General features: G+C 67.3%; 11 protein-coding genes and 2 pseudogenes. 10 read left to right on the top strand and 3 right to left on the bottom strand.

What is annotated here, in order from left to right:
* The first annotated feature begins 11 nt into the window (after positions 1-11).
* The 3 genes from ACIQVT_RS00195 to ACIQVT_RS00185 are packed head-to-tail and all read left to right on the top strand — an operon-like array spanning position 12 to position 4,133.
* Positions 12-1,184 (top strand): TfuA-like protein, encoded by a 1,173-nt coding sequence (locus ACIQVT_RS00195; protein ID WP_403745474.1) that lies wholly within the window; start codon positions 12-14, stop codon positions 1,182-1,184.
* Positions 1,181-3,103 carry a YcaO-like family protein gene (locus tag ACIQVT_RS00190; RefSeq protein WP_403745472.1) on the top strand — a complete coding sequence of 641 codons (1,923 nt, stop codon included), beginning with the start codon at positions 1,181-1,183 and terminating at the stop codon, positions 3,101-3,103. The genes ACIQVT_RS00195 and ACIQVT_RS00190 overlap by 4 nt, the downstream gene beginning before the upstream one ends.
* A 13-nt stretch (positions 3,104-3,116) precedes the next feature.
* On the top strand, positions 3,117-4,133 hold the full coding sequence (locus ACIQVT_RS00185; protein WP_403745470.1) for an NAD(P)H-dependent glycerol-3-phosphate dehydrogenase: 1,017 nt from the start codon (positions 3,117-3,119) through the stop codon (positions 4,131-4,133).
* A 584-nt stretch (positions 4,134-4,717) separates the two neighbouring features.
* Here the strand turns inward: ACIQVT_RS00185 and ACIQVT_RS00180 are convergent.
* On the bottom strand, positions 4,718-4,867 hold the full coding sequence (locus ACIQVT_RS00180) for a DUF6233 domain-containing protein (protein WP_403745468.1): 150 nt from the start codon (positions 4,865-4,867) through the stop codon (positions 4,718-4,720).
* A 330-nt stretch (positions 4,868-5,197) separates the two neighbouring features.
* On the opposite strand from ACIQVT_RS00180, the gene ACIQVT_RS00175 reads away from it, so the two are divergent.
* Genes ACIQVT_RS00175 through ACIQVT_RS00160 form a run of 4 tightly spaced genes read left to right on the top strand, consistent with a single transcriptional unit; the run spans position 5,198 to position 11,633 of the window.
* Positions 5,198-5,785: a hypothetical protein gene (locus ACIQVT_RS00175; RefSeq protein WP_403745466.1), complete on the top strand. Its 588-nt coding sequence runs from the start codon at positions 5,198-5,200 to the stop codon at positions 5,783-5,785.
* Positions 5,782-6,432: a hypothetical protein gene (locus tag ACIQVT_RS00170; protein WP_403745464.1), complete on the top strand. Its 651-nt coding sequence runs from the start codon at positions 5,782-5,784 to the stop codon at positions 6,430-6,432. Before ACIQVT_RS00175 ends, ACIQVT_RS00170 begins: the two co-directional genes overlap by 4 nt.
* Positions 6,432-11,162 (top strand): putative T7SS-secreted protein, encoded by a 4,731-nt coding sequence (locus ACIQVT_RS00165; RefSeq protein WP_403745462.1) that lies wholly within the window; start codon positions 6,432-6,434, stop codon positions 11,160-11,162. The genes ACIQVT_RS00170 and ACIQVT_RS00165 overlap by 1 nt, the downstream gene beginning before the upstream one ends.
* A gap of 27 nt (positions 11,163-11,189) precedes the next feature.
* On the top strand, positions 11,190-11,633 hold the full coding sequence (locus tag ACIQVT_RS00160; protein WP_403745460.1) for an SMI1/KNR4 family protein: 444 nt from the start codon (positions 11,190-11,192) through the stop codon (positions 11,631-11,633).
* Here the strand turns inward: ACIQVT_RS00160 and ACIQVT_RS00155 are convergent.
* Positions 11,626-11,825: pseudogene (locus ACIQVT_RS00155) on the bottom strand (hypothetical protein); the annotation flags it as partial. The gene ACIQVT_RS00160 and the pseudogene ACIQVT_RS00155 overlap by 8 nt on opposite strands.
* Positions 11,826-13,495: 1,670 nt before the next feature.
* Here ACIQVT_RS00155 and ACIQVT_RS00150 point away from each other — a divergent pair.
* The 3 genes from ACIQVT_RS00150 to ACIQVT_RS00140 all read left to right on the top strand — a co-directional run bounded on the left by ACIQVT_RS00150 (position 13,496) and on the right by ACIQVT_RS00140 (position 24,221).
* Positions 13,496-17,092, top strand: coding sequence for a LamG-like jellyroll fold domain-containing protein (locus ACIQVT_RS00150; RefSeq protein WP_403747807.1), 3,597 nt, complete (start codon positions 13,496-13,498; stop codon positions 17,090-17,092).
* A 164-nt stretch (positions 17,093-17,256) separates the two neighbouring features.
* Positions 17,257-23,820: an RHS repeat-associated core domain-containing protein gene (locus tag ACIQVT_RS00145; RefSeq protein ID WP_403745458.1), complete on the top strand. Its 6,564-nt coding sequence runs from the start codon at positions 17,257-17,259 to the stop codon at positions 23,818-23,820.
* Positions 23,817-24,221 carry a DUF6896 domain-containing protein gene (locus ACIQVT_RS00140; protein ID WP_403745456.1) on the top strand — a complete coding sequence of 135 codons (405 nt, stop codon included), beginning with the start codon at positions 23,817-23,819 and terminating at the stop codon, positions 24,219-24,221. The genes ACIQVT_RS00145 and ACIQVT_RS00140 overlap by 4 nt, the downstream gene beginning before the upstream one ends.
* A 185-nt stretch (positions 24,222-24,406) precedes the next feature.
* Here the strand turns inward: ACIQVT_RS00140 and ACIQVT_RS00135 are convergent.
* Positions 24,407-24,868 (bottom strand): annotated as a pseudogene (locus ACIQVT_RS00135) (IS5/IS1182 family transposase); the annotation flags it as partial.
* Positions 24,869-24,878 lie beyond the last annotated feature (10 nt).

The raw sequence follows: 24,878 nt of genomic DNA, 5'->3' as shown, positions 1-24,878 counted from the left end.
TGGAGACCATCGTGATTCACGTCTTCACCGGGCCCACGCTGAGCCCGGACGACCCCGCCCTACAGGACCGGGCCCTGCGGGTCCGGCCACCCATCGCACACGGTGACCTGTTCGAGATCAAGACCGGTGACACCGTCGTGATCATCGACGGCGTCTACCACCACTCGCCGGCCGTGCGGCACAAGGAGATCATCTGGACGTTGAGCCGGGGCGTCCGTGTCATCGGCGCGGCGAGCATCGGCGCCCTGCGGGCCGCAGAGCTGGGTGACTGCGGCATGATCGGCGTCGGCTCCGTCTGGCACGCCTACGCGACCGGCCTGCTGAGCGGCGACGACGAGGTGGCCGTGGCGCAGTCCACCGACGCCGACCGGAGCGCCTGCACCTGGCCGCTGGTGCGCGTGCGGCAGGTCGTCGCCATGGGCCTGTCTCAGCGCGTCCTGGACAAGAACCAGGCCGAACGGCTGATCCATGTCCTGGCCGGCGTCTACTACGCGCACCGGTCCTGGGACGCCGTGCGGCTGGTGAGCCGCCGAGAGGCCCCGGAGTTCGCCCGGTGGCTGAGGGAGGCACTGGCCGCAGACCGGCACTTCGGGGACGTGAAGCGGACGGACGCCCTGTCTGCCGTCGCCCTGGCGCGCGACCTGGTGTCGACGCCGGTGGAGCCTGTGGACGGCCTTATCTGGCAGACGCGGTGCTTCCGGCAGTGGGCCAACCGGGCCGCCGCCCAGGACACGGACCACGGGCGGCTGCCGACCCTGCTGCGCGTCCACTTTCAGCAGATCTTCGACTCGCAGTTCCCGCAGGTGTGGTGGGAGCACCTGAGCAGCTACGGCGTGCCGGAGCTACCGCCGGCACTCGCCTGCGCGGTCACCCAGCCGCGTACGGACCTCACGGACCCGACCGTGACGGCGCGCCTGCTCGTGCACGAGACGGAGGAGGACCGGGCCGACGTCGCCCGGTACGCGGCCGTCACCGCGCAGGCCGGCCGGACGCATCACGGTTTCTTCCCGGAAGCGATCAAGGAGCAGGTGGTGCGGGACATGCTGGCCGCGGTGTGGGGGACTGGCGCGGACGGGCTGGAGGAGGAGGCGTGGCTGCGCGGGTTGCAGGGCGTCGGGGAGGCCGTCGACGCGGCGCGCCCGTTCCTGCTCGGCTTCCTCAAGGACCAGGAGGCGGCCCGATGAACGCGAGTACGCCCGGCACTCTGCGCACCCGCACGTCGGAGGACACCTGGGAAGCGCTGGCGCCGGCGATCCGGCACCTAGGTATCAGCCGGGTCGCCCGGCTCACCGGCCTCGATCACCTCGGTATCCCCGTCTGGACGGCCGTCCGGCCGGCCGCGCACACGCTGGTCACCTCCCAGGGCAAGGGCGCCGACGACCTCCTCGCGAAGATCTCGGCGGTGCTGGAGGCCGCAGAGCTGTGGCACGCGGAGCGGCCGGTCACGGTGGCGGCGCGGGCCACGCACCGGGAGCTGCGCCTGCCGTATCCGATGGCCGCGCTGCCGGTGAAGGTCGAGCACCCGGCCCTGGCCGACATCCCCCTGGACTGGGTGGCCGGCCGCGGCCTCCACACCATGGCGGAGGTCCTGGTGCCGGCGGACCTCCTTCGCCGCGAGATGCACCACGGCCCGGTGCGGCCGGAGGTGTTCACGGTCACGAGCAACGGCCTTGCATGCGGCAACAGTCGGGACGAGGCGACGCTGCACGCGCTCCTGGAGGTCGTGGAGCGGGATGTCCTGCACCGTGACTGGGTGTCCGGCGGGCGGCGGCGCACGCTGGTCGACCCGGCCTCCGTCACCGACCCGTACTGTGCCGACCTGATCCGGAGGTTCCTCGACGCCGGCATGTGGCTGGAGATCGTCCACGTCGGCAACCCGTACGGCATCCCGGTGTTCGCGGCCTACATCTGGTCGGAGGACTACCCCATCGTGTTCGCCGGGTCCGGCTGCCACGGCCTGCCGGAGATCGCCCTGTCCCGTGCGCTGACGGAGGCCGCGCAGTCCCGCCTCACCTGCATCGCGGGCACCCGTGACGACCTCGACTCCCACGAAGCCGCCTTCGCCGCGCAGCCCGGACGGCCGGAGCTGGCCGACCTGCCCGCCGGCACCTGGGCGGACTGCACCGGCCCGGCCCTCGACCTCGAACCCGACGTGACCCGCCTCCTCCACCAGACGGTGACGCGGGTTACCGGGATCACCGGGCACGAGCCGATCGCCGTGACCCTGCGGGAGGCGGAGGCGTACGCAGCGGTGAAGGTCATCAGCCCCGGCATGGAGATGCGCATCACCCGCTCGATCCCGCGGACGAGGGAGCGGCTGGCTGAGCCGCTGCTGACCGCCGCAGAAAGGCAGTTGGGCCTGGTGTACGACGCGATGTACACGGCCCGCGCCGGCAGCACGATCGTGAGCGACCTGTACGCCGCGGCGATGGGCGACGTCTACCCGGAGGACGTGGACGCGTCCAGTTCCTGTGACTGGCCGCTGCTCGGCACGGTGGCGCATCTGCGGTTGCAGCCGGGGCAACGGCTGGTCGACCTCGGGTGCGGGACGGGCGGTGTCGGCCTGTGGCTGGCCCGGGCGCTGGCGGTCTACGTGACCGGCGTCGACGTTTCCACCACGGCGGTCACGCTGGCGTACGGCCGGGTGCCGGAGTTCTGGCTGCCGCCGGAGCGGGCGCAGTTCCATGTCGGCTCGATCGCGACGACTGGCCTGCCCGCGCGGTATGCGGACGGGCTGATCTGTGTGGACGCGCTCGGTTTCGAGTCGGACCGCAGAAGGGCGCTTCAGGAGATCCGGCGCGTCCTCAAGCCGGGCGCCCGCGCGATCGTCACCTCCGGCCGGTCCCGCGTGACCCCGACGCTGCCGCTCTGGAAGGAGCAGGCGGCCGAGACCGGCCTGATCCTCGACGCGGAGGAGGAGAGGCCGCACGAGCCCGCGATGTGGCAGCGCGTCTACCGCCTGTGGATCGAGCACGAGGCGATGGTGCGCGAGCAGCTCGGGAACGTACAGGTCGACAGCATGCTGACGGAGGCGAGGACGCGCGGGCCGGCGCTCGCGGAGCGGCTGGCGGTCACCGTTACATTGAGGCGCCCCGAGGACTGAAGGAGTCAACCGTATGTCTCGTCGCGTTGCCGTCTACGGAGCCGGGTCCTGGGGGACCGCGTTCTCCATGGTCCTGGCCGACGCCGGTTGTGAAGTCACCCTGTGGGGGCGGCGGGCGAAGCTGGTGGACGCCATCAATGCCACGCACAGCAACCCGGACTACCTGCCCCAGGTGAAGCTGCCGGGCACCGTGCGGGCGACGACCGACCCCGGGGAGGCCGCCGGCGGAGCGGACATCGCGGTCCTCGCCGTGTCCGCGCAGAAGGTCCGCCCGCTGCTTGAGGAGTGGCGGGAGCTGAAGTTGTGGGAGCCGGGCACGGTGTTCGTGTCGCTCATGAAGGGGATCGAGCTGGGCACCGGCCGGCTGATGAGTGAGGTCCTGGCGGAGACGACGGGGGCCGGACCGGACCGGATCGCCGTCCTGTCGGGGCCCAACCTGGCCGGGGAGATCGTCGCCCGGATGCCGGCGGCCAGTGTCGTGGCCTCCTCCGCGGAGGAGACCGCCGCGCGCATCCAGGCTGCATGTCACACGCCGTACTTCCGGCCGTACACGAACCACGACGTAATCGGTTGTGAGCTGGGCGGAGCGATCAAGAATGTCATCGCGCTGGCCGTCGGCGTCACCGACGGAATGCGGCTGGGCGACAACGCGAAAGCGTCGCTCATCACACGAGGCCTGGCGGAGGCCACCCGGCTCGGCGTCGCCATGGGCGCGAGTCCGCTCACCCTGGCCGGACTGGCGGGCATGGGCGACCTCGTCGCCACGTGCTCCTCCACGCTCTCCAGGAACCACACGTTCGGCCACCACCTCGGCCGCGGGCTGACCGTAGAGGAGGCCAGGGCCGCCACCACGCAGACGGCGGAAGGCGTCGCCTCCTGCCAGGCCGTCCAGGGTCTGGCCGAGCATCACGACGTGGAAATGCCGATCACTCGCACCGTGGTCGACATGATCCACGGCGCCCGGGCGCCCCATGAGGCCGTGCGTGAACTCATGTCCCGCGCGCCCACATCTGAGAGCGCAGGACGCTGACCGGGGCCTCGATCCCACCCGCTGCCCCGGCCGCCACGGCCGCGCAGGATGTAGGAGGGGTGGCGGCGGGCTTCGGCGAGCAGGTGGTGGCGCTTGAACCGGCTCCACCGCGGGCCTGGATGAACAGATCGTGCAGGCGGTCGTCGACGACTACACCCGCCCCATCGGCCGGGGCCGGATGATGACCGCCGACCCGCGCGCCCTGCACCCACGCGACACCGAGGACGCCGTGCTGCGCCCGCTGACCCGAAACCGGTCCGAGGCTCCGTACGAGCGGGCCCGCCTCGCCGCCCGACGTGCTGAGGGTACGGGTCCGGGCCGTGCGTCGCGCGAACCGCCTGGGCTCCCGCACTCAGCCGCGCACCGCCGCCGTGTCCGCTGCCTCGACGTCGCGCCCGCGGCCGTTTCGCTCGAAGCGGAAGGGCGGCCGCGTACCGGAGCGGACGACCGAGGCTGACACGGTGAAGCCGACCCGCCGGACGCTCGCCGAGGCCGTTCTCGCCAGGGTCCAGGAAGGCGCCCGGGAGCGTGCCAGCACCCACGGCCCCCACCCTGAGTCCGCCCCGGCGGCATCCCGGAACCCATCACCCACCGGGCCGGACCAAGGGAGAAGTCGCGGAGCCGATGATGCCGAGGACGGTGCCGGGGCGGCAGTGCATGCAGGCGCTGCAGCCGTCGGCGAGCAGCCGCCGTGCCTCCTCCCGGTCGACCGTCTGGCGCCGCTTGCCGGCCACGTATCAGTCGTCGCGATGGAGTTGCACCGGCGGCCGACCCACCCCGATGCCGAGTTCGACGATCCACTCCGGCACGGCCGGCTTCGCCGGTCGGTGCACGCGTGGCCGGCTTCCCGCCCTCGTGGTGCTCCCCTCCCGAGCCGACCTGACCTGGCCTGCACTCTGCGACCCGGTTTCTTGTCCCGCGTCGGCCCGGCTGTCGGCTCGCTGCCCGGGGCGTGGCCCTGACCCTGCGACACCGCAATCCTGCGGTGGAGCTGACGGCCGTGCCCGCCGCCCGTGTCCACGGCTTGTTTGCTGCGTGCTGTGCGGAGTTGTGATGATGGCTGCATGTCTGAGCACGGGGGTGCGGTCGACGGGCCGCAGCGGATTCCACGGTCGCGCATCGCTGACTACGCGGAGATGACGATGTCGCCAACCGCTCGGAAGGCGCAGGCGCCTTCAGGGGAACACGATGTCGAAGATGGAAGACCTGACGAACAGCCGCCGGTACACATTCAGGAATCCGATCGCGAAGATGCAGGGGCTGAGACGCGCAGACGGGAGTTCGCCGCTCTGCTCGGTGATTTCCGCCGTACCCCGGTTCTGGTGCCGCTCGGGGACGGGCCGGGTCCGGAGGGTGAACGAGGTCTGCTGACCGAGGATCTGAGCGGCGTCCGTTTCATCCTGGCGTTCTCCGACGAGCAGGCGCTGGCCCGTTACGCGATCGCGCGGGGTGAGGCGGCGCGTGAGTGGTCGTACCAGACGATTCTCGGGGCGCGTCTGCTGGATGTGGCGGTGCCGGCGGCCGGGGTGCCGTGTGGGGTGGCGCTGGACTGCGCGGACGGGGAGGCAGGGATGGTGTTCCCACCGGTGCGCGGGATCGTGCCGGACGAGGTGGCGGTTGACTTCGGCAGTGGGACGGGGGACGCGGCATGACCGAGGGCGGCAAGGACCTGAAGGCGGACGGGCTCGCCCTGATCGCCAAGGGGCTGACCGAGGCGCTGGGCGAGCTGAAGGAACTCGGCATGGTCGGAGAAGCCGGGGCCGGTCGCGGTTTCGGCGACATTGCTCTGTCCGGACTTGAGTTGGGGCACGAGGGCCTGACGGGGGAGTTCCAGTCGTTCTGCGAGCGATGGGAGTGGGGAGTGCGCTCGCTGATCAACGAGGGCAATGGCTTCGCGGTCAAGACGGGCCTGTCGGCGGGCACGTACTACGAGACCGATAAGTACGTCGAGGGAAGTTTCAAGGTCGTCGCGAACTCGGCCGTCGGCAATCCGTACGCCTCCGAGGAGGACGTGGAGAAGATGGGCTGGGGCGACATCGCCAAGTCCGGCATGAGCGTCGACTACAGCAAGAAGTCCTTCGACCAGGCGCTGGCCAACAGCGAGCAGGGCTGGAAGGACGCCGGCCGGGACGTCATGACCTCCCACACCATCGGCCCGTTGCCTGGTATGGATCCCGAGGACCTGCACGGTGCCGGCGGGGTCTCCGACAAGGAGTACAACAAGTTCCTCGACGACACCTTCGGCCCCTCCCCGGAAGCCCGCGCCAAGGCGGCCCAGCAGCAGGGCGGTGAAGGCTGATGGGCCTCGGAGACATAACCAACTCCGTCCTGGGCGGAGCCGAACACCTCTACGACGAGGGCAAGAAGAAGCTCGGCGAGGCCGTCGACTACGGAACGGACAAGCTCGGCGGGGCCCTGGACTACGTCGGTGCGCACGACTGGGCCGACAGCGTGGAGGACTGGGGCGACGAGGTCGCCTCCGACCTGGGCGCCACTCCCGGCGAGCAGCAGCTCGGTCAGACCGAGGAGCCGAACGAGCTCGTCCACGGCAATCCGGAGAAGATCCGCGAGAGCGCGAAACACCTGAAGGACTTCCACGGCGCCTTCGACAAGGTCAGCCAGGGACTGCGGAAGGTCGACTCCTCGGGCTGGCAGGGCGAGGGCGGTGACGCCTTCCGGGAGAAGTTCGGCGTGCACCCGACCAAGTGGGCGCAGGCAGCTGAGGCGTGCACCGCAGCAGCGGGAGCCCTGGAGTCGTACGCGGACACCGTCAAATGGGCGCAAGCCCAGGCGAAGGAGGCCGTGGAGCTCTACAAGAAGGGCGTGAAGGCGGCCAAGGCCGCAGCCGACGACTACCAGACCAAGGCCGAGGCCTACAACGCCAAGGCCCGCGCGGGCGACGACCCGGGACCGAAACCGAAACAGGACATGGAGGCGGGCAAGACCGACGTCAAGGCCGCCGTCCACAAGCTCGCCGAGGCCCGCAAACAGCGCAACACCGCCGCATCCCAGGCGGAAGCCAAGGTCAGGGCCGCGCTCGCGCACGCCCCCGCCGAGCCGCCGCCGCTGTCCCGGATCAGCCACGATCTTGCCGACGGCTACCAGGCGGTCAACACGGAACTCACACACGTCGTCGGCGGCGCTCTGAAGGGCACTGCGGGCCTGGTCAACTTCGTCCGCGGCCTGAACCCGACCGACCCCTACAACCTCACCCATCCGGCCGCCTACCTGCAGAACGTCAGCATGACGCTGTCCGGCCTGGTCTCCACGGCCTCGCATCCCGAGCGGGTCGTCCAAACCGCCGTGGACGGCTTCAAGAAGGACCCTTCCGAGTTCATCGGCCGTCTCATCCCCGAACTCATCGGCACCAAGGGTGCAGGCCTGGCACGCGGCGGACTGCGACTCGGCCTGAAGACGGCCGCCAAGGAAGGGCTGGAGGAAGGCGTCGAGAACGCCGCGCGCCGTGGAGCCCGCCAAGCAGCGGAAGAGCGTCCGCACGCCACCTCACGGCAACCCGGTGAGCTGACGTGCGAAGAAGACCCCGTAGACGTCGCCACCGGCAGCGTGCTGCTCTCCCAAACAGACATCGAGCTTGCAGCCGGTCTCCCACTCGTCTTCAAGCGAGAGTTCTCCTCGGTTTACCGCTCGGGCCGCTGGTTCGGCCCCACCTGGTCCTCGACCATCGACCAGCGCCTGGAAATCGACGCTGAAGGAGTCGTGTTCATCGGTGAAGACGGCCTCCTGCTGACCTACCCCCACCCCGCCCCAGGCGTGCCGACCCTGCCCCGGCACGGCAGCGCCCGCTGGTCACTGGATCGCTCCGACGACGGCTACCTGCTCATCGACCCCGAGAGCGGACGACGATGGCACTTCGCCGACGCCGGCGACGACCTCGCGGTGCTGGACCAGATCGACGACCGCAACGGCAGCTGGATCCAGTTCGAGTATGACGAGCACGGTGCTCCCCGTGCCCTGGCACACAGCGGCGGCTACCGCCTTGTGCTCCACAGCTCGGCAGGACGCATCCGCACGCTCGCCCTTGCCGGCGCGGCAGCAGACGGCGGCGACCAGGAGCTTGTGCGCTACGGCTACTCCGCCGACGGGCATCTGACCGACGTCGTCAAATCCAGCGGCATCCCCACACGGTTCGGATACGACGAACGCGGTCGGATCGTGTCCTGGACCGACACCAACGGCCGCGCCTTCACCTACGCCTACGACGAGCAAGACCGCTGCACCTACCAGTCCGGGGAAGCCGGACACGAACGCTCGGTCTTCACCTACACCGAGGAGCAGGAAGGGCAGCACACCACCACGATCACCGACTCGTTCGGCCACGACACGCGCTTCGTGATGAACGACCGTGACCAGGTGATCGCCCGCATCGACCCCCTGGGGAACGTCACCCGCTTCGTACGCGACCGTCACAACCGGCTGCTGGAGCACACCGACCCGCTCGGCCACACCATGCGCCTCGAGTACGACGCGGCCGGCCGGCTCATCACCGTGACCCGCCCCGACGGACATGCGGCACGCGCCGAGTACAACCACCTCGGCCTGCCCGTGAAGGTGATCAACCCGGACGGCACCATCATCCGGCGAACCTACGACGAACGCGGCAACTGCATATCGGACACCAACCCCGCAGGGCAGAGAACCCGCTATGCCTATGACGAGGCGGGACGCCTCACCGCGGTCACCGACCCGATGGGCAACACCACCACCATCGACACCAACCCCGCCGGCCTGCCCATCGCAGTGACAGACCCGCTCGGCGCCGTGACCCGCTACCAGCACGACGCATTCGGGCGCATCACCGCTGTCACCGACCCGGTGGGAGCCGTGGCAGCGATGCAATGGACACTCGAAGGCCACCTCGCCCGCTACACCGCCCCCGACGGCACCGTGGAGTCCTGGACCTACGACGGCGAAGGCAACTGCACCAGCCACACCGACCCCTTGGGAGGCGTCTCACGCTACGAGTACACGCACTTCGATCTGCTCCTGGCACGCACCGGACCGGACGGCAGCCGCTACGAGTTCCTCCACGATACGGAGCTCCGCCTGACCGGCGTCGTCAACCCGGCGGGTCTGACGTGGAGATATGAGTACGACGCCGCGGGCAATCTGGCAGCCGAGACAGACTTCGACGGTCGCCGCCTCGCCTACACCCACGACGCGGCGGGCAACCTGCAATCGCGGACCGACGCAATGGGACAGGTCATCCGTTACCGACGGAACTTCCTGGGCCAGGTCACCCGCAAGGATGCCCAAGGCCACATCACCGAGTACGCCTACGACCTCACCGACCAACTGGCCCAAGCAATCAGCCCCGACTGCACCCTGACCCTGCTGCGCGACCGATTCGGCCGCCTCCGCTCCGAAACCGTCAACGGCCGTACCGTCTCCTACAGCTATGACCAGTGGGGGCGACTGAGCAGGCGCACCACACCGACTGGCGCCGTCACCACCTGGCGCTACGACGCAGCCGGGCGCCCAGCGCAGATGATCGCTGCAAGCCGCACCGTCGAATTCACCTACGACGCCGTGGGCCGGGAAGTCTCCCGCCGCATCGGCAACAATCTGCACTGGTCGAATCAGTGGGACCGCGCCGGACGGCTCACAGCCCAGACCATCGCGGCAGACAGCCGGCCCCAGCCGATCCAGCAGCGCGGCTATTCCTACCGCGCCGACGGCAACCTCACCCACATCGACGACCCCTCTACCGGCCCACGCCGAATCGCCCTGGACCCTGCCGGCCGCGTCACCGCCATCCAGGCCGCCAACTGGAACGAGACCTACGCCTACGACGAAGCAGGCAACCAGACCTTCGCCTCATGGCCGTCCAGCCACCCCGGACACGAAGCCACCGGCGCCCGTTCCTACGCCGGCACCCGCCTCACCGCCGCCGGCACGGTCCGCTACGAGCACGACACCTTGGGCCGCGTCACCCTGCGGCAAAAGACCCGGCTCTCCCGCAAGCCCGACACCTGGCGCTACGAATGGGACACCGAAGACCGCCTGACCTCGGTGATCACCCCGGACGGCACCCGCTGGAACTACACCTACGACCCCCTCGGCCGCCGCACCAGCAAACTCCGTCTCGCCACCGACGGCGAAACAGTCATCGAACGCACCGATTTCACCTGGGACGGCACCACCCTGTGCGAACAGACCACCGTCTCAGCACAAGCCCCCAACCCCGTCACCCTCACCTGGGACCACCACGGCCTACACCCGATCACCCAAACAGAACGAATCACCAGCGCCGACGCTCCCCAGGACCAAATCGACGCCCGCTTCTTCGCCATCATCACCGACCTCGTCGGCACCCCCAGCGCCCTCGTGGACGAACGCGGAGACATCGCCTGGCAGACGCGACGCACGCTGTGGGGAGCAACAGCATGGACCGTCGACAGCACGGCCTACACACCCCTGCGCTTCCCAGGCCAGTACTTCGATCCGGAAACCGGCCTCCACTACAACCACTTCCGGCACTACGACCCCGAAACCGCCCGCTACCTCACCCTCGACCCCCTAGGCCTCGCGCCCGCCCCCAACCCGGCCTCCTACGTCCCCAACCCGCACCTGTGGGCCGACCCCCTGGGCCTCACCCCCTGCAAGTCGGCAGCGCAAAACGCCAAGGACAACAACACCACCCCACTCGGCAAGGACATCCCCAAACGAGAAGAAGCGTCCGTCGGCAGCACCACCAACCACAACTACAAACAGACATTCTTCAACGCACACCCAGAACTTAAAGGCAAAGTCGTCGTCCATCACGCCATCGAACAGCAAGTCCTCAAACGCTATCCGGGCGTGTTCAAGGCGGACGAAATGCACTCCCTCGAAAACCTGCGCGGCATCCCCAAGGGAGATATCAACAGTAGAATCCATCTCAGTGAGATACGTGTCTCTTGGAACGAGTTCTACAGAACTCACCCCACCGCCACGCGCCAAGAGATCCTCGATCATGTCACTAAAGTCGATGATATGCTGGGACACTGGTTCAGTCCCCGCATCAGGTAATATCACCAGTATTGGAGAAAACGCCTCATGTGGCGAGAGCTCGCCTCAGAATTCCCCGATGCCGATGTAGAGCTGCAAGACCCTGCAACCCCCGACGCCTTGGCCGCGATCGAGGAACAGCTCGGGCAGCCACTCCCCGGCCCTTTGCGTGAACTCCTGGCGGAGACTGACGGGATCGAAGCCAATTATGGCACCGAGGTGATCTGGACCGCAGAAAAGGTCCTCGAAGAAAACCTGTCATTCCGCGGCAACGAGCAGTTCCGCAACCTGTACATGCCGTTCGACGCCCTCATGTTCTTCGGTGACAACGGCGGCGGAGATCAGTTCGCCTTCGTGCGTACACCGGCCCGTGATGAAATCTTCGCCTGGGACCACGAGACAGACAGTCGCACCTGGATCGCGCCGTCCCTGGAGACCTACCTGCGCAGCACGCTCGCCAGCAACGGTGAAGACTGGTACCGCACTACGTGATCAGTGAGCCCTTCCCGCCTTCACTCTGAGCTGGTCGGATGAAGGGGTGGGGATGGGCCTGGACGAGGGTGGTGATCCGGGTGGTCGAGCACCGCAGTTTGCGAAGGAGCCGCCAGGCCTTGAGGGGGCGGCGGCCTGCTCGATGAGTGCCCGGATCTTCGCGTGAGACCGGTTCACCGCCTTCTGGCCTGCGCGCTAGCCCCAGGCGCCGCCCGGCCTCCGTACCGCCTCCGCGCGGCAGCCGCGCCGGGGGATCGACGCCGCCCGCACCTGCTCCTGGGCCGGTCGAGGGGCGGCGGTCGGTCAGATGGCGTCCGCAGTGGTCCGGGCCAGCTGCGGATCCACCGCGTAGACCGGGGCCCGGCCTGGGCGTGGGGGAGGTGCTGGTTGACCCAGATTCCCTTCACCCGGGTCCGGCGCCGAGTGAAGGTCACGCCCTCGATGGCGTCGGGACCGTAGACCGGGCCGGAGGGCCGGCCGTGTTCGTCGAGGACGTGGACGCGGGTGTTGTGGGTCCAGTGGGCGCACCGCCAGTCGCGGCACTGGGCAGGCGCCCTGCCCGGCCCCCGCCGGCCGGTGGGGAGTAGGCAGCCTGGGCGACTTCGTGGGGCGGTGCGGTGAGCGCCGAAGTGGGCGGCGGCGTGGGCGTGGAGGGCCTCGTCGTCGGAGATGACGGCCGGCAGCGGGACGCCGTCGTGGAAGACCAGGACGGCCTCGGCCGTCACCCGCAGCTGCGCCCCGCATTCCGGCGGCAGGCCGGTGGCGGCGTCGAACGCCTCGGCGGCCGACACGAAGTACGGGCGCGCCGGCGTAGGCCGCGAGCATCACCTGCAGGTCGAGGAACCGCTCGACCTCGCGCTCCCGGCCGGACAACAGCGGCTGCGCGTCGGCGGTGGCCGGACTCAGGCTCCTGAAGCGGATGCTGGCGGCGTCGCCCGGCTCCAGACCGCACCCGCGGGTGACCTGCTCCCGAGTTGGTGGTGCCGATGTCCGGCCGGGAAGCGCGGGTTCTCAAGCTGGCCGCGCTTACGGGCCCGGGCGAGAAGGGGGCTCGGGAGCTGGCCGGCTGGGCGGACCCGCACGCGGAGCGTACTTCTTCCGCTCCGGCCCGGCCGCGGGCTGGCTGGAGGTCCTTCACGAGCACGCGCCACACCTGCTGCCGCCCGTTCCTGGAGCGCCTGACCGCTGTCGCCCCGGGGAGCTTGGAGGCATCCAGCGCACTTGGCTCGGCTCCGCCTCGACGTCACCCTCGGCGACATCCCACCGTTCGGCGCGGGCGCCGCACCGGCCAGGAGCTGACCACCTTGGGTACCAGCTCAGTCCAGCAACCCGAGTGGCAAGTATCCGGACGGCAATGAGTGCACGCCAGTACCTGTCCCCGCAACACCCGGGAGTTGCCCTCGGTGGCGGCCTGCACCCTGCCGCTCGGTGGGTGGGGTTGTGGCGGTGCCAAGAAGGAGCGGCTGCGTGGATGTGTTTGCGGGCTTTTCGTGCTGTTCAAGTGCGTTGGTAGGTGCGGTACAGGATGTGGGGGATGCACCCTATTGGGACCGCGGGAATCGTGAGGCGTAGCTATCTGCGCAGGTCAGATGCTATTCAGCCATAGTTATGTGACCCGAGTCACAGTTGATTGACCCCTCTCGGTAGCGGTGCTTTTACTTTGCGGGATCTTTATGACTGGCGTGCCGGGGGTGGATGGCGTGGGCAAGCGGCGGGACCATGTGGGGAAATTGCGGAGATCGAGAAGGTTACGTAGTGCCTCTTTGGGGGGCGTCGCGGCCTCTCTGCTCCTGACGGTGCTGCCAGTCATACAGGCCACGGCGTCCGGAGCGTCGGCGGCTGCTGCCGATGCGGGCACAGGGGTGGTGGGCGAGCCCACGGCGTCCGCCCAGGCGCAGGCGTCGGGGGAACAGGTGGAGGTGACGGCGGACCGCACCGAATACTCCACGACCGAGGCGAACCCGGACGGCTCGTTCACGCTGACGCAGTCCACCACTCCCCAGCGGGTGAAGGAGAAGGACGGCGGATGGGGAACGGTCGATCCGGTGCTGGAGCGCCGTACGGACGGCAGGATCGCTCCCAAGGGCGCCGTAGTGGACCTGTCCTTCTCTGGTGGTGGCCCGGGATCGGGCATGATCCAGCTGGGCAAGGACGGTCGATCGGTCACTTTGGGATGGCCTGGTGATCTGCCGGAACCGACGCTGGACGGTCCCACCGCGACCTACGCCAACGTCTTCGACGGTGTGGACCTGCAGCTGACGGCCACGGCCGAGAGCTACCGAGAAGTACTTGTCGTCAAGACGCCGGCGGCGGCGCAGAACCCGGCGCTGGAACAGGTCAAACTCGGCGCGTCCGGAGACGGCCTCACCGTAGTGCCCGGCGTCGGCGGTGGCCTGCGGGCCATCGACGACAACGGCAACGCCGTCTTCCGTGGCCCGGCCGGCCAGATGTGGGACTCTGCCGGGGACAAAGCATCGGGCCCGCAGACACAGCTGATGCGTACCGAGGGCTCGGCGAGCGCCACCGCTCAGACACAGGACGACCCGACGCACCCTGGTGAAGGCGACACCACCGCAGTACTGCCGGTGAAGGTCGATGACGATTCGGTCGCCGTGCACCCGGACCTGAACCTGTTGCGCGGCAAGGGGACGGTCTACCCCGTCTACATCGATCCGTCGGTCGGCTTGGGCGTCTCCGAGCGCACGAAGCTGTCCTCCGACGGCGACAAGTTTTGGATGTTCGACGGCGACAAGGGCGTCGGCAACTGCGGTAACGCCGACGGCTACTACTGCGGCAGCGGCTACGTCGACCGCATGTACTTCGAGTTCGCACCGACGAAACTGGCCGGCAAGCACGTCCTCGATGCCACCTTCCGGGCGAAGGAGACGTGGTCGTTCAACTGTGATCCGCACTGGGTGGACCTGGTCCGCACCGACAACATCTCCGAGGGCACTCGGTGGCCCGGCCCCAGGCAACTGGACCTGATGGGTGACCGTGATGTAGCGGCGGGCCGCGGCGATCTGTGCAGCCCTGATCAGCCTGACCAGTGGATCGAGTTTAATGACAACGCGAAGGAGTCGGACGAGAACCTGACGAGCACGGTCCGCTCCTTCGCGGACGGCAAGATCAGCCGGCTCACGCTGATGCTGCGCGCCAAGGACGAGAGTGACCCGCGAGCCTGGAAGCGGTTCGACGACAGCGCCGATCTTCAGGTGGTATTCGCCTATAGGCCGGGCGTGCCCACCGGTGTGGGACTCATTCCTGGTGACGGCAATACGGGCTACTGCAACAAGTCCTCTTCCGACCCGTTGATCGTCACCCGCACCGATCCGATGGTCCAGGCTCGGGTCCAGACGAAGGTCGAAGCCCACAAGGGCGACGAGGAAGGGGCGTTGCAGGCCGAGTACGTGGTTGAGCGCGGTGACGACGCGGCCTGGCACCAGGTGTGGACCGGACACAGGCCGGACACCGGCTGGGACCCGGACGAGACGCTGGAGAAGATGCGCACCACCGATCGAGCGGACAAGGGCTTGTACCGGTACAAGGCGCGGACGCAGTCACACTGGTCGTACAGCGGCAAGAGCGGTGACCTCTGGTCGCCCTACAGCTCATGGTGCTACTTCAAGATCGACTCTACCGCGCCCAAGGCGCCTCGTATCACGGCCGGGTCTCCATACACCGAGTGCGGCCAGGTCTGTGAGGGCCGCGGGGGGCCGGGTGTGTCCGGTTCCTTCACCTTCCAGCCCAACACCGCCGACATCACCAGCGGACGCACCGACGTCACCGCCTATGAGTGGAAGTTGCTGTCCACGCCTGCCCGGCAGGTCACCGGCGGACTCAAGGCCGACGTCAAGGACGTGAAGCCACCACTGTCCGGCACGCAGCTGCTATCGGTACGGGCGAAGGACGCCTACAACCGGTGGGGCACGCCTGCGGAGTTCATTTTCAAGGTAGCTCCGGCGCCCGGGGCGGTGGGGCGCTGGCACTTCGACGACGCAGCGCCCGGTACAGCAGCGACGGTCGCCAAGGACACAGCGACAGAAGGCACCAGGCACGACGCCACGCTGCAGACAGCAGGGGCCGGCTGGTCCAGCCTGGGCCGCCGCGGCGACGCCGACTACTCCTTGTGGCTCAACGACGGATCGGACGCCACCCAGCCCTCCGGGTACGCCGCCACCACCACGCCGGCGGTGAACACCAAGGACTCCTTCACCATCTCGTCCTGGGTCTATCTGACCGACGCCTCACAGACGCATGTGGTGTTGTCCGCGCCCGGCACAAACGCATCGGCCTTCACGCTGTACTACTCCGCGAGCTACAAAAAGTGGGTGTTCAACCGGGTCGCCACCGATGTCAAGGACAACCCGGTCTTCCTACGGTCGATCGCCGACGCGGGGTCCGTGCCACTGAATGCGTGGACGCATCTGGCGGCCGTCTTCGACACCAAGGATGACACGGACAAGACGAACGACACCATCCAACTGTTCGTCAACGGCCGCCCGCAGGGGCAGCCAGTGGTGCTGAACGCGCTGTCTTCCGCGTACCAGCCATGGACCTCCACCGCGGGTCTGCAATTCGGCCGTTCGCTGGCCAACGGTGCGTGGGGTGAGCACTTCCGCGGCCGCATCGACGAGGTCTCGGTATGGCAGTACGCCCTCAAGCCTGAGCAGGTCGCTCAGGAGGCGCAGCTGACGCAGGACGGTGTGGCTGCCGACGAACTCGTCGCCTACTGGGATGCCGCTTCCTCGACCGGCACCCAGGTCAAGGAACTGAGCCCCTACCCGGCGCCGGCGCTGGCACTGTCGCCCACCGGAGCGGCGCTGGATGCCGACGACAACACCCTCGTCCTGGACGGAACGTCCGGCTATGCCTCGGCGAGCGGCCCGGTCACGGACGAGACAGGCTCGTTCACCGTCTCCGCCCATGTGCGCCTGGACGCCGACAAGCTGGCGGCCAAACCCGTCGGCTATCAAGCCCAGGTAGCAGGACAGGCGGTCGGCGGCGAGTCTTCATGGGCCCTGTGGGTGATCAAGCCCGCAGCCGACACCTACGAATGGCAGTTCACTCGCACGGCTGTCGGAGCGGACGGCAAGGTCACCCAGAGCGCCCAAGTGGCAGCCAGCGATCTTGCCGAGCTGAACACCGGGGTGGACGTCACCGGGGTATACGACGCCCAGGAGACATGGCAGTGGACCAACCCGGCTGATACCTCAAAGACGGAAGACCGCATGGGACGACTGCACCTGTTCGTGGGCGGACTCGAGCAGCCCGGCGAGGACGCCTCCGGCTTCTCTTCGGTCCAGCAGGGCAACGGCACGCTGTCCGCAGGCAGGGGAACAGCAGGCGGCTCCACGGGGCACTACCTGCCCGGCTCACTGGAATCCCTACGGATCTGGACCGGGGCGATGAACTTCGACCAGATCCAGTCCCAAGTCCTGGACACCCCCGACAGCATCTGACAAAACGCCACCGCTGCACGGGGCGGCCTGCGCTGACCGCAGGCCGCCCCCGCCAGCCGTGTGCATAGCGACTTCGGCCGCCTTCTCCATCTTCGCTCTTCCTCCTCGTTCTCCACTGCATGCCCGGCCCGAACCGGTCGAGCACCGCATAGAAAGAACCCACCATGAATCCCCATGGCATACTCCGCCCCTCTGCGGGCCGCGGGACCAGACCGGGACAACGCTGGTCCCGGCGCATCGCCGCAACCACCGGCCTGGCACTCCTGCCCGGCTTGCTTACCCCCGTTGCCTTTGCCGCGGACACTGATCCCCTGGGACGTCCGCATCTGAAGCCCGCACACGCCACCAAGGTCAGCCCGTTCACCGCCGAGGTGAACAAGAAGGCGGCAGCCGAGGTGAAGAAGGCAGCCCAGGCCGACCAAGCGGCAGCTGCCCGAGCCCGCCACGATCAGCAGCGCAAGGTGACCTGGCCGAAAGCCGGCAAGGCAGTCCTGACGGTGCCGGCCAAGGGCACAGCCAAGGCCGCCCCAGGCTCGCTGACGGTCAGTGCCACTGCTCCGGGCAAGGGCAAGGCAGCCGACTCCGTCACCATCGAGGTCCTCAAGCAGAACACAGCCGCCGAACTGGGCGTCAAGGGAGTGGTCCTCAAAGTCACCGGTCCCCAAGCGGGCGGCAGGACGCGACTCGGCATCGACTACTCCACCTTCGCCTCCGCCTACGGCGGTGACTGGGCAGGACGCCTCCAGCTCACGCGCCTGCCGGACTGCGCTCTGAAGGACCCCGCCGCAGCCAAGTGCCACAAGCGCGTCGCCCTTGATTCGGTGAACAACCGCGATAAGGACACCATCTCGGCGCCGGTGACGCTCGCCTCAGGACGGCAGCCCATGCTGCTCGCCCTGGCGGCGGGCACGCAGTCGGGCGCCGGCGACTACAAGGCGACGCCCCTGTCCGCCTCCTCGACATGGGAGGCCGGCGGTTCCTCCGGTTCCTTCACCTGGTCCTACCCCCTGCGGGTCCCCCCAGCTGCGGCCGGCCCTCAGCCGGACCTGTCCCTCTCCTACGACTCCGGCGCAGTCGACGGCCAGACGGCCAATTCCAACAACCAAGGCAGCCAGATCGGCACTGGCTTCGACCTGACGTCCTCCTACGTCGAGCGCAAGTACAACTCCTGCGACGATGACGGCCAAGACGGCAAGTATGACCTGTGCTGGAAGTACGACAACGCCTCCCTCGTCCTCAACGGCAAAGCCAGCGAACTCGTCAAGGACGATGAGACAGGCAAGTGGCGCCTGAAGGACGATGACGCCTCCACCGTCACCCACTCCACCGGCACCGACAACGGCGACGAAGGCTCCACCGGCCTCGACGGTGAAGGCGAGTACTGGACGGTCATCACTGGTGAGGGCACCAAGTACGTCTTCGGCCTGAACAAGCTCGACGGCGCGGGCACCGACGAGCGCACCAACTCCGTCTGGACCGTCCCCGTCTTCGGCGACGACCCCGTCGAACCGGGCTTCACCGGCGGTGACACGTTCGCCGAACGCGCCAAGAAGCAGGCATGGCGCTGGAACCTCGACTACGTCGAGGACACCCACGGCAACGCCTCGTCCTACTGGTACACCGCCGAGCACAACAACTACGACAAGCTCGGCGACGACAACACCGGCACCGACTACACCCGCGGCGGCTACCTGAAAGAGATCCGCTACGGCCAGCGCGCCGACAAACTCTTCTCCGGGAAGCCGGCCGCCTCGGACAAGGTCGTCTTCACCTACGACGAGCGCTGCCTGGCGTCCGGCACCGGCTGCGACTCGCTGACCAAGGACACCCGGGACAACTGGCCGGACGTACCGTTCGACGCGATCTGCAAGGACGGCGACAAGTGCACCGGCAACGTCGGTCCTTCGTTCTTCACCCGCAAACGACTGACGGCCATCACCACCTACGCCTGGAACGCGGCCGCTTCGACGCCCGACTTCGAGCCCGTGGACGTCTGGTCCCTCAAGCAGCTCTACCTCGACCCCGGTGACACCGGTGATTCCACCGACCAGTCGCTCTGGCTCGACGAGATCAAGCACACCGGCAAGCGCGGCACGGACCTCTCACTGAATTCGGTCAAGTTCGACCACGTGATGCTGCCCAACCGCGTCGACGGCAAAGCCGACGACATCCTGCCGTTGAACAAGCCGCGGCTGAAGACCGTCATCTCCGAGACAGGCGCGCAGACGATCGTCACCTACATGGACGCCGACTGCACCGCAGCCGGCACCAAGCCCAAGGTGGACGAGAACACCAGGCGCTGCTACCCGGTGTACTGGTCACCTAACGGCGAGAAAGACCCCACGCTCGACTGGTTCCAGAAATACCCGGTCAGCTCGGTGTCCACCACCGACCCCGAGGGCGGTTCCGAAGCCGTACAGCACAGCTACCAGTACACCGGCGGCGGCGCATGGCACTACGACGAGGACCCGATGACTCCCGCCAAGGAGCGCACCTGGTCCATCTGGCGCGGCTACCAGCAGGTCACCCACCTCACCGGCGTCTCCAACGGCACACGCAGCAAAGAGACCACACTCTACCTGCGCGGCATGAACGGCGACCGCGTACTCAGCGCCGACGGCAAGACGCTCGACAAGGACAAACGCAAAACCGTCACTGTCTCCGGCATCAAGGCCGGCGACATCACAGACTCCGAGCAGTACGCGGGCTTCACCCGTGAGTCCGTGACCTACAACGGCGACACAGAAGTCGGCGGGACGATCAACGACCCGTGGTCGAAACGGACAGCGACCCAGCACAAGTCGTACGCGGACACCGAGGCGTACTATGTGCGCACCGCCGCCACTCACACCCGCACCCGCATCACCAGCAAGATCACCCCGTACGACCGGGTGCACACGGTGAAGACGACCTACGACGATTACGGCATGGCCGAGACTGTCGAGGACGTCGGCGACGACGCGGTCCAGGACGACGACAAGTGCACCCGCACCTGGTACGCACGCAACGACGACGCGGGCATCACCTCGCTCCCCTCCCGCACCCGAACCGTTGCGGTCTCCTGCGCCACCACGGACGCGGCGCTCGACCTCCCTGCCGACTCCAAGCACGCCGGCGACGTCATCGCCGACACCGCCACCGTCTACGACGACACGACGGCCACCACCTGGTCGGCAACCCAGAAGCCGACCAAGGGCGAGGCGACCTGGACGGGACGCGCCAAGGGCTACGGCAGCGACAGCACCCCTGCCTGGCAGAAGCTCTCCAAGACGACGTACGACACCCTCGGACGCCCGAAGACGGTCAAGGACACCAACGATCTCGTGGCGTCCTCGATCACCTACGTGCCGGCGGACGCCGGTCCATTGACATCCACGGAGGCCGAGAACGCCAAGTCGTTCAAGACCACCACAGCTCTGGACTTCGCGACCGGTGCAACCCTGAAGGCCACCGACCCCAACGGGAAGGTCACCGAGAGCGAGTACGACAGTCTCGGCCGCATCACCAAGCTCTGGCTGCCCAACCGACTCAAAGCACTGAACAAGACACCGAACTACGTCTACGACTACCACGTCACCAGCGCGGACATGTCGTGGGTGGCCACCGGCACCCTCAAGAACGACGGCTCCGGCTACAACACCACCTACGAGTTCTACGACTCCCTGCTGCGCTCGCGCCAGATTCAGACGCCGACCCCGCAGGGCGGCCGCCTCATCGCCCTGACCCTCTACGACGCCCGTGGACTCGCAGTCAGCCAGCAGTCCGACATCTGGGACAGCACCTCACCGCCCAGTTCAAAGGCCGCGGAGATCTCCGGCGGCCAGGCGCCCACCCAGACGGACACCACCTACGACGGGGCCGCCCGACCGACGAAGACCGTTACCAAACTGCACGGCGTCACACGCTGGACCATCGACACCACCTACACCGGGGACACCACCGCCACCAGTGCCCCGACGGGCGGCCAGGCCACCGCCGTACTCACCAACGCCCTCGGCCAGACGACCCAGCGCCGCGAGTACGCCGGACCGACACCGACCGGCACCAACTTCACGACCACCGACTACACCTACACCCCTGCCGGCCAGCAGGAGACGATCACCGGTCCCGACCAGACCAAGTGGTCCTACACCTACGACCTCTTCGGCCGACAGGTCTCGGCCACCGACCCCGACAAGGGCAAGACGGCAACGGCGTACAACGACCTTGATCAGATCGTCAGCACCACGCCGAACGACGACGCGGCGAAGAAGCTCCTGTACGAGTACGACGTGCTAGGCCGCAGGACGGGCATGTGGCAGGCCGACAAGAGCGACGCCAACAAGCTCGCCGCCTGGGAGTTCGACCAACTCGCCAAGGGCCTGCAGGACACCGCCACACGCTACGACGGCGGCGCGACCGGCAAGGCGTATACCGAAAAGGTCACCGCCTACGACTCGACCTACCACGCGACCGGCAGCCAACTCATCCTGCCCGACACCGAACCCCTGGTCTCCGGCGGCTACATCAAGAGCACACTCGCATTCACCACGGGTTACAACCTGGACGGCTCGATCAGCCAGTACTCCGCCCCAGCTGCCGGCGGCCTGCCCGCAGAAGGAATCTCCTACACCTTCAACGCCCTAGGACAGCAGCTCACGGCCAAGGGCACCACGGGCTACCTGCAAGACGCACGCTTCTCCCCGGAGAGAGACCTGCTCCAGCTCAGCCTGGGCACGGACGGCACATCCTCAGCGAGAAAGGCCTATCTCACCTCGGAGTACGAGGAGGGAACCCGCCGCCTCACTCGCACCCAAGTCACCGACGACGTACACAGCTACCCGACCCAGGACCTGAAGTTCACCCAAGACGACGCCGGCAACGTCTCCTCCATCTTCGACAACACCACCCAAGGCGGCACGGCCAAAGCCGACTACCAGTGCTTCACCTACGACGGCAACCGCCGCCTGACCGAAGCCTGGACCCCAAAGACCGCAGACTGCTCGGGCACCGGCCGCACTGCCGCCAACCTCGACGGCGCAGCCCCGTACTGGACGTCCTACACCTACACCGGCGCCGGCCAACGCAAGACCGAGACTCAGCACACCACGTCCGGTGACAAGTCCACGGCATACACCTACGACGACACCAAGGACAACAAACCACACACACTGGACAAAACGACCGGCGCGCGCGCGACCACCTACTCCTACGACTCAAGCGGCAACACCATCACCCGCCCCGGCCCTCCGGACCCAAAGACTCAGGCGACAACCCAGCAGTCACTGGCCTGGAACACCGAAGGCGACCTCGCCAAACTCACCGAAGGCACGAAGGAGACGAGCTACCTCTACGACGCTAACGGCGAGTTGCTCATCCGACGCGCCAAAAGCGACGGCGAAACCGTCCTCTACCTGGGCGCCGGCACAGAACTCCACCTCACAGTCAAGGGCACCACGAAGACCGCCTCCGGCACCCGCTACTACACCGCGAACGGCCAGACCATCGCGGTCCGCACCGCCACTACCGGGATTGCGGGTACCAAACTCAGCTTCCTGGCCGCCGACCACCACGGCACCTCCAGCATCGCCCTGGAATCAGGCACGTACGCGGTTGCCAAGCGCTACAGCACCCCCTTCGGCGCCCCACGCGGCACCAAACCAACGTCTTGGCCCGACGACAAGGCGTTCCTCGGCAAGCCGGCCGACGACACCACCGGCTTGACGCACGTGGGTGCCCGTGAGTACGACCCCCTCATCGGTCAGTTCACCAGCGTTGACCCGCTCCTGACCGTGGACCAGCACCAGTCACTCAACGGCTACTCCTACGCCAACAACACGCCGGTCACTTCCAGTGACTCCACTGGTGAAGCTGTGTGTATGCAGGACGGGATCTGCGGCGGCACAAAGTCGGTCGAAGAGTGGGAGAAGAAACATGGGCGAGAGTATGGGGATGGACGCCTAGGCGGCGGTACCGGCACCTCGCACACGAGCAGTACCGGACACACGAGTAGCTCTGGTGGCACCGGCACCGGCACCGGCACTGGCACCCGGTATTCATGCAAATATTCCGGTCCCGGAGAAAGCTGTGTCCCTGTCACCGGTCCTACTGACACCGAAACTTACGTCAGCAACTATGTGGCGAGCTTGGCCAAGGATGCGAATTTCTGGGGCGGGATCTTCCAAACGCTCGGCGGAGCGTTCATCGACACCCTTGGTGGAGGTGCGCTTGGCACAGGGGCCACCATGTGCGGTACGGGTGTCCTCTGTCCTGGCGGCGCCCCAGTCATAGCCCTCGGCTCCGGGATGTTGGCTCTAGGCACCCCCATGATTAGTTCGGGCGCAGACAAACTAGGCCAGGCATTTCGAGAAGCAGACGGCGCTGCAGGCGAGGGGAGTCCCGCTGCAACCGAAGGAAGCGCTGATCCCTTCAGCTTGAGACGTACTGAGGCTCTGTCTGGCAATGCCGCTAAGAAAAACGTCGATACGCTGACAGCTTCTATGAAGGAGAACGGCTGGCAAGGTGAGCCGATCTCGGTGGCGAAGATCCAAGACGACCTGTACATCCTTGATGGTCATCACCGGGTCGCTGCTGCGAAGCGCGCAGGCATCGACGTGCCATATAGGATTCTTTCGAACGCTGAGATCCGGACCAGATATCCTGGAGGCGCCGATGACATCACGACCGCCTGGGCTGAGGTCGGGCCGGACCGTCTAGTGAACAAATATAGGAAGCCGGGGTATCGATGACAGGTGAGCCTACGAGCGAGGTCGAGGCGTACTTGCGGGCCCTGGCCCGGGTGCGCGGTGCTGTACAGCGTTGCCACCCGGGGGTTGAGAGACTGGCTGATCTCGCTCGCCTGTACCGGTCGAGAGCCCTGGAAAAGTCCGGAACTATCTGCGACGGTCTAGAATACAATTTCCATGGTTCTGGGTGTCTCTTCACTGAGGTCGGCGGTGCTGAAGTGGACGTCGATTTCCTTGATGACGAACTGGAGATCTTTGACTCCTGGCGAGTCAGGCGATTCTCGATGAGTGTTGAAAGTGAGTCGTCAAGGAGTCTTGGTGAGATCGCCAAATCCTGTCGATCCTTGGTCTCTCAAGGTCGATTGGCAGAGCCGCGCAGTGGATGGTTCTCGATAGCAGAGTAGTGCGTTTTTGGATTGCGGTGGAGGGGAATTAGCCCACCCATATTCGATCCGTAGAAACGACCATGGTCCCCTCTTCGGTATTTATCGGAGAGGGGCCTACGGTGCGTTGACGGCAACGTCAGCGGACGGCGGCTGCGGAAGGCGGGTCGTAGGGGTGGCCGCCGGCTGTTTGCAGCTCGGTGAGCAGTCGTTGGGTGGCAGTCGTTGCGGCTGCCCGGCAGCGGCAGGGCGATCGCCACCACGAGGCGGCTGTTGGCGTCGGTCGCGACTTGCCGGTTCGTCGAGTAGCGGTAGTTCTTGCTGGACGCGGTCACGCTGCGATCACGGGTGGGCCCCAGGGTGCCGTCGACGATGTAGATGGTGTCCTTTGCGTGCCGCCGAGTCAGCGAGATGGCCAGCAACGGTGCCAGGTGGTCGAGGAAGGGGCGGCCGTAGACTACGAGACCCCGAACAACGGCGCCACCCGCCGCAACGTCAGGTCGTGTGCCGTACGTCGCCACCAGCAACACCCGGTCCTACAGCGGCAGTCGTCGGGTACGGCCGCGCTGAACAACACCACTGCGACGCCGCACCAACGTCACCAGCCTGGTGAACTGCGACTGGTTCAACCCGGATCCATGGCTGTGTTTGCTACTCGCTGTGCGCAGTTGTGATGAT

Origin of the sequence: Streptomyces sp. NPDC100445 (assembly GCF_044759735.1) — a bacterium.
Taxonomy (GTDB): domain Bacteria; phylum Actinomycetota; class Actinomycetes; order Streptomycetales; family Streptomycetaceae; genus Streptomyces.
Note: the sequence above shows the minus strand (reverse complement) of the source record. Positions and strands in the feature narration are given on the sequence as shown.